General features: G+C 63.5%; 5 protein-coding genes and 1 pseudogene. 5 read left to right on the top strand and 1 reads right to left on the bottom strand.

The genetic code is table 11. The features are described from left to right. From EOW65_RS20160 to EOW65_RS19645, 5 genes are all read left to right on the top strand, one after another. Positions 1-233 (top strand): hypothetical protein (locus tag EOW65_RS20160; protein ID WP_206364111.1); only part of this gene is annotated, 233 nt, incomplete at its 5' end. 9 nt (positions 234-242) lie between these two features. Beyond that, positions 243-2,378: a Mu transposase C-terminal domain-containing protein gene (locus tag EOW65_RS19660; protein ID WP_128152354.1), complete on the top strand. Its 2,136-nt coding sequence runs from the start codon at positions 243-245 to the stop codon at positions 2,376-2,378. Next, positions 2,371-3,345 (top strand): ATP-binding protein, encoded by a 975-nt coding sequence (locus tag EOW65_RS19655; protein WP_164880176.1) that lies wholly within the window; start codon positions 2,371-2,373, stop codon positions 3,343-3,345. Before EOW65_RS19660 ends, EOW65_RS19655 begins: the two co-directional genes overlap by 8 nt. A gap of 1 nt (position 3,346) precedes the next feature. Further along, a complete protein-coding gene (locus EOW65_RS19650; protein ID WP_164880175.1) occupies positions 3,347-4,804 on the top strand; it encodes a TniQ family protein in 1,458 nt (485 codons plus the stop codon). Between the two features lie 79 nt (positions 4,805-4,883). Beyond that, positions 4,884-5,333: a hypothetical protein gene (locus EOW65_RS19645; RefSeq protein ID WP_128152348.1), complete on the top strand. Its 450-nt coding sequence runs from the start codon at positions 4,884-4,886 to the stop codon at positions 5,331-5,333. 372 nt (positions 5,334-5,705) lie between these two features. On the opposite strand, the pseudogene EOW65_RS19640 reads toward EOW65_RS19645, so the two are convergent. After that, positions 5,706-6,124: pseudogene (locus EOW65_RS19640) on the bottom strand (transposase); the annotation flags it as partial.

Below are 6,124 nucleotides of genomic sequence, written 5' to 3'. Positions count from 1 at the left end.
ACGCGAGCCTTGAAGCCCGCGTCGTGATTTCTGCGTTTCGACATGTTCTGATCTCCTCGTTCTTGGAGACCAGCAGACGTCAGATCGTAGCTTCCGTCACTGTCCAATTTTCGGGGAGGTGCTCACCGCGGCCGGAGATCGCCCCGCATGCCCCCGCGACACTGCTGATCGAACGCGCGCGCGAGCTGGGAGCACCTGCGGTCTCTCCCGCGCATCGCATGATGCTTGCCTGAGGTGAGACGATGAAACACAGCACATTTTCCCATGCCGATCTCTTCATCCTGGACGGCCAGAACTATCGCTACATGTCCGCTGCCGCAGAAGGCATCGTTCTGACAATGACCGATCCCCCGCATAGCTCGCGCGCGATCTCGCACGCCGAGCTTGAAGCCCTGATGACATCCCCGGGGTTCCGGTTCGTGCGCGGCGGCCTGGAGCGGGCGGCGTCGGAACGCAGTCTGAGCCGGTTACCGCCTCACTTCCGGGACTTGCCGCAGGCCAAGCGCGAGATCGCCTTGTGGCGTCAGGCCTATGTCGAAGAGTTTCTGGCGCAGGTGCAGGGTGGTCAGGCGAAACGGAACGAGGCCTCCGTTGCGGTCATTCTGCCGACCCTGATCACTACGGTGACGACCCGTCAGCGCCGGGCGCAGAACCATCGCGGGAAACGGGCGGGGCGTCTGGAAGCCGGGCGCACGCCGCCTTGTCCGAAGACGCTGCTGACATGGACGCGGCGCTACGAGCGCAGCGGTTTCGACGTCATGGCGCTGGTGCCGCTGTCTTGCCGCTCGGGGCGTCATGGCGGCTGGCTCGATCCCGGCGAAGTCGTCCTGTTTCAGAAGCTGATCGCGGGCTATGCCTCTCCGCTTCGGCCGAGTATCGACCAGATCCGGGAACGCGCCAGAAACCTCTATGCCGGGTTCAATGAACATCGGGAAGCGGAGGGATTGCCGCCCGTGCGCGCCCCGTCACGATCCCGGGTCTATCGGGCCATCAAGCGGCTCGATCCCTATGAGACCTGCGTTCAGCGGTATGGCGTCCAAGCCGCCAATCGAAAATTCGCGATCATGGAATACGGCGCGCAGGCCGTGCGCCCGATGGAACGGGTCGAGATCGACGAGTGGGAAGTCGACCTGATGGTGCTCATCGATGAAGCCGGGCTTCTGGATCAGCTGACCCCCGCAGAGACCGCTTGCCTGACGGCGACGCGGTTGTGGGTGGGCGTCGCCCTGGACTGCGCGACACGCTGCGTCGTTGGACTGTGCCTGTGCAGGAACCCGACCAGCACGGCGGCGGTGCGGACCATCGAACTGGCGACCACGGACAAGACCGCAATCGCATCGGAATTCGGCTGCCTTCATGGCTGGTCGCAAGGTGGCCAGCCGGAGATGATCGTGGCCGATCAGGGGTCTGCCTTCGTCAGCGAGGAGTTCAAGATGATGGCCGGCGGGCTGCGAGCGCGGCTTGTCAATCCACCTGCGGGTGTCCCGAAGCTGCGCGCCCGCATCGAGCGCCTCTTCGGAACGTTTGCCAGCCATTTCGTGAGCCGCTTCCGGGGGCGCACCTTCTCTGATCCGCTGCGCCGCGGCGACTACAGTGCCGAGGCAGAGGCCTCCCTGTCAGATCAGGAGCTTTTGGAAGCCTTCGTGACCTATATCGTCGACATCTACCACCAGCGCCCCCATTCCGAGCTTTTCGGAGAAACCCCGGCTCAATGCTGGGATCGGCTGGTGCAAAAATACGGCGCTCCGGCGCCGGTCGACGGGATGGATCGACGCGCCCTGTTTGGGGCCGAACTGGAGCGGAAGGTTTCCGGGCGCGGGGTGCGCGCCTTCGGGGCCGACTACGCCTGCGAGCCGTTGCGCGAGGCCTACAAGCACGGGCATCAGCGAGAGGTACGCATCCGGCTCGACCCGATGGATCTTGGCTGGGTTGCGGTCGAGATCGACAATCGATGGTATCCGGCTCACGACCTTTCCGGGGCGCTCTCCGGGATTTCCCTGCATCAATGGCGGTGCTTTGCACAAACGGTGCGGGAGAAAACCCGCGAAGGGGCCGAGATGACTGCCGAGGTCTTCCATGAGGGGTTGCGGCGGCTGGACCTGATTTCCGAGGAAGCGGCCCGGGCGGCCCAGCTCGGGCGCATGCTGTACACTGCTTCCGAGATCGACGCGGCGGAACGCGCCCTCGGGCTCGGCCTGCACCTGCTGCCCGCATCCACCGGCAATGACGCTCCGCCAGCCTCCCACTGGTTCAGCCGCGGCATCGAGGTGGGGCCGCCAGATGCAGCAACGCCGGAGACGACAGTCCCCCGCTTTACAGATGACGAAGCCGCCCTTCCGACGCCGAAACGCAGCTGGAGGATCGAGAGCGATGACTGACGAACCGATTGCAACCGATCCCGTGGCGCGGATCGCGGTGGCCTTGCGCCGACATTTCGTGGCCCATCCGGGCTATGACGCGGCACAGGAGCTTTTCAGGGAACTCTGGCAAAAACGGCTGGCCGAGCTTGATCTCGGCCAGCCCTCCGAGGGGCGTGGCATTGCCATCATCGGAGAATCCGGAAGCGGCAAGACAACGGCTGTCCGGCGCATCCTGCACCAGCAGGCGTTTGCGGACACCGACCCGGGTGAACTGCGCTGGATCTCCTTGCGCGTGCCGACCCCGGCCACGCAGAAGGATCTCGCGCGGGCGATCCTGCGAGCTCTCGAGTTTCCGATTGTCCGGGATTCGACGGCATCGCGGATGTGGGATCTGGTGAACTTTCACCTGCATCTGCGCAAGACTTGGTTCGTGCACCTCGACGAGGGGCAGGAGCTGGGCGGGCGCGGCTCCGATACCGAAAGAGCCGCCGTCATCAATGCGCTGAAAAGCCTGATGCAGATCCCGGACTGGCCGATCAACCTGATCGTCAGCGGCACACCCGAACTGCACGATCTTCTGGCGAAGGATCCGCAGCTCTCGCGGCGGTTCTTCGTCGTGAGGTTTCATCCCGTGACCGAACTCGATGCGCGTGACGATGTTCTGGCATTGCTGGAGCATTACGCCGCATTCGCAGAGCTGCGCCTCGGGGCCGATCTGGCGGATGTCGAGTTCATCCCGCGTCTGATCCACGCCGGGCGCGAGCAGTTCGGCATCATCGTCGAATTCCTGATCGGCGCCATCTCCCGCGCCCTGTCGGCCGGGCGCGCAGAGCTGCGATGTGGGGATTTCGCAGAGTTCTATGCGGCGCGGACGGAGAATGCCTTTGGCCGAAATCCCTTCACCGCGGCGGATTTCAGGACGGTGCCGACCGGGCGTTCCCAGCTCGTGGACGAACCCACCCCCAAGCCGAGGCGGAGGCGCTGAGATGGTGTTCCCCGCCCCGTTCCCGCGAGAAACCATCGCCTCCTATGGCTATCGGATTGCCCGGCTCTCGGGCCTGTCCTCGCTCACCGATCTTGGGCATCTGTTCGATCTCGACCTCCGCGCCCTTCTGGAAGGCGATCGCGTCAGTGTCAGAGCGCTCGCCCGATACGCGGGATGCGATGCGGCGAAGCTCGGGCAGGGCAGGCTCGACGCCCGCAACCCACACCGGCTCCGGATCGGGTTCGATCCCCGTGCCATGGTGCAAAGCAACCCGCGCAGTTTTCGGGTTTGTCCCCTCTGCCTGAGGGGGATGGCCGAGGGGGATGTCGCGACGACCTGTCTTGGCCGCACCGACTGGCTGGTTGCGGCAAATCACGTCTGTGCCGAACACCAGGTCCGGTTGGTCCAGGTGACGCCGTCCAAACCGGCCCGAGTGCATCGTGATCTCGCGCCGATCCCGCTTCTGGAACGCGCGCAGCGCTCGCCGCCGCGTCCTGAGCCCGCCACGGCATTGGAGCGTCATATTGCCGGGTGTCTCGATGGCACGTTGGTGCCGTCATGGGCGGGTGATCTTCAGCTCGACGTGTTCATCCACACGGCGGAGATTTTCGGAGCGCTGGCGATGCGGGGCGCCCAGGCAGATTGGTCGGAGATTTCCGGGGAGGAACGCCGCAGGCAGGGGCATATCGGCGCGCAGGTTCTGGTGCAGGGTGTGCCGGGGATCAAAGCCTTCCTCGCCGAGCACATCGGCACCGGGCGGCGGGGCAATGACTATCGCTATGCCTTCGGTCAGGCGTTCGACCCGTTCTATTTCCGCCGCGCCCTGCCGGCCTATCGTCCGGTCTGCGAGGTTCTAGCCGACTATGTCGGCGAGACCTTCCGGTTCACCGGCCAGGAGAAGGTCTTCGGCATCCAGACGCGGGGGATTGCGCCGAAAACCCTGCGCGCGCTCTGCACGCACCACGGGATTGGATTGAAGATCACCGCGCAGGTGCTGAAGGCGCAATATGGCCTGCGGGCCGGCGCGAGCGCCGAGGTTCGTCCCGAGCTGATCGCCGAACTCGCGCCAGCGCTACGCGACCTCCTGAATGCACAGGATGCGGCCCGGGCGCTCGGGGTGAGCATCGACGTCCTGAAAGGGCTGATCGCTGACGGATTGCTGCTGCCTGACTACCAGTTCAACGATCGGATGCGCGGGTTTTCCCGGGAAACGCTCGATCGGTTTCTAGCCGAATGGTGCAAGGGCGCCCGAGCGAAGCGCGGGAGGGGCACGAAGATAGCCCTGCTGGAGCTCGCCCGATCCCGCTGCGTCCGCACCTCGCGCCTTCTGCTCGCAGTGCGCGCTTTGGGTGTTCCCCTTCTACGGGATGCCCGAAGGCATGGGCTCGCCGGGGTGTTCGTGGCCGAGGCCGACACGGTTGCGCTGCTGCGGCAGCTTCGGGAACAGGTTGGGGCCTGACCTCCTAAACCCGAGGTTGATCGCAGAACGCGATCATGGTGTACTCTTTTTGTTCCAATTCAGTAAAAGGAGATTTCTCATGATCCAGCAAGCTTTCGCGGTTGTCTTGGCGCCAGTTGCCGCGTTCATCGTCCATCACGCTCCCATGTCGCAGAAGGCCGTTTGGGGGCTGATGCTGCTCGGAGCTTTCTTCATGTCTCTTGTATATCCCGGAAGCAAAAACGTCTCCGCGCGCAAGATCGTTGAGTGGGGTTTTGTTCAGCCGATGGTCGCCGCAGGGAGCATCGTGATGTATTTCGTGATGTTCGAAGGCTATCCGATCTCGCTGGATCTCGTTCTCCTTGGGGTTGCGCTTTTCCTTCTGTTTGTGATGTCCACTCAGGTCGCATTCCTCGCACATGCGGTGCCCGAGCTTCTGACCGACAAGCGGTTCCAGGGCATGCTCAAGCAGCAACCCGCGACCCTGGCGGTTTTCACGCTGACACTGTTCTTCTTGTCGGCGATGTTCATGGAGATCATCCCGCACTGACCTCGGCAGAGGTGCAAATTTGCTCCGGTTGCCAGGACAGCCACCTGCGTGGCCGTGGCGGTCTCGGTGAAATAAATGGCAGCCCTCAGAAAACGCTCTGGCCAAAGCCTTTGGATTCGTTCAGGATTCCAATCAGAACAAAGCAAGATTTTCAGAACTTTGTCACCCGAACATTTTCAAGTACTTAGCAGCACCCCTCGGGCATCGCCAAGCCCTTAGACCTAAGCAGTAAGCCGCTAGTAAGCAGCGCAGACAGGTCCGAACGGTGAATCACCCCTTTGTCGTGTCACCCCTTTGTCGTGAAAACGCCCTGCACCGGACCTTGTTGCGCTAATCGGACGACGGGCCGATCTGGGCCTTATCCCGTCTGTCTCATGTCACGGCTTCGATCTCGGCCCGTCCCAGGGCCGAGCAGCGGTTCATGAATGAGCCATGTCGCGCCATTGGTCCGAGCGACAATGGCGAATGATGCGGATCTGGATTTCGGCGGTCTGCCGGTCAGGGTCTCGTGCCATTATCCGTTCGCCGAAGAGCTTGAGGCGGTTCATCCGGGCCTCGACGCGACTTCGGGCGTGGTAGCCGGCCCATTTATTCCAGATCGATCGCCCCAGAAATCGCGTCGCCCGGAGGATCTCGTTTCGTGAGATTGCGGCGGGGCAGTCCGGCTTCCAGGCGCGTCCATTGCGGCGGATCGGGATGATCGGGTCCGCACCGTGTTCAAGGATCGCGGCATGGCAGCGGCGCGTGTCATAGGCTCCGTCGGCGGTGACCGTCTCGATCTCTTCGACTGC

Origin of the sequence: Paenirhodobacter ferrireducens (assembly GCF_004022265.1) — a bacterium.
Taxonomy (GTDB): Bacteria; Pseudomonadota; Alphaproteobacteria; order Rhodobacterales; family Rhodobacteraceae; genus Rhodobacter; species Rhodobacter ferrireducens.
This window is presented reverse-complemented; position numbering and strand designations above follow the sequence as displayed.

What these genes read in the sequence shown, in the direction of transcription:
- EOW65_RS19660 (WP_128152354.1), top strand. Translation starts at nt 243, where the DNA reads ATGAAACACAGCACATTTTCCCATGCCGATCTCTTCATCCTGGACGGC.
- EOW65_RS19655 (WP_164880176.1), top strand. Translation starts at nt 2,371, where the DNA reads ATGACTGACGAACCGATTGCAACCGATCCCGTGGCGCGGATCGCGGTG.
- EOW65_RS19650 (WP_164880175.1), top strand. Translation starts at nt 3,347, where the DNA reads ATGGTGTTCCCCGCCCCGTTCCCGCGAGAAACCATCGCCTCCTATGGC.
- EOW65_RS19645 (WP_128152348.1), top strand. Translation starts at nt 4,884, where the DNA reads ATGATCCAGCAAGCTTTCGCGGTTGTCTTGGCGCCAGTTGCCGCGTTC.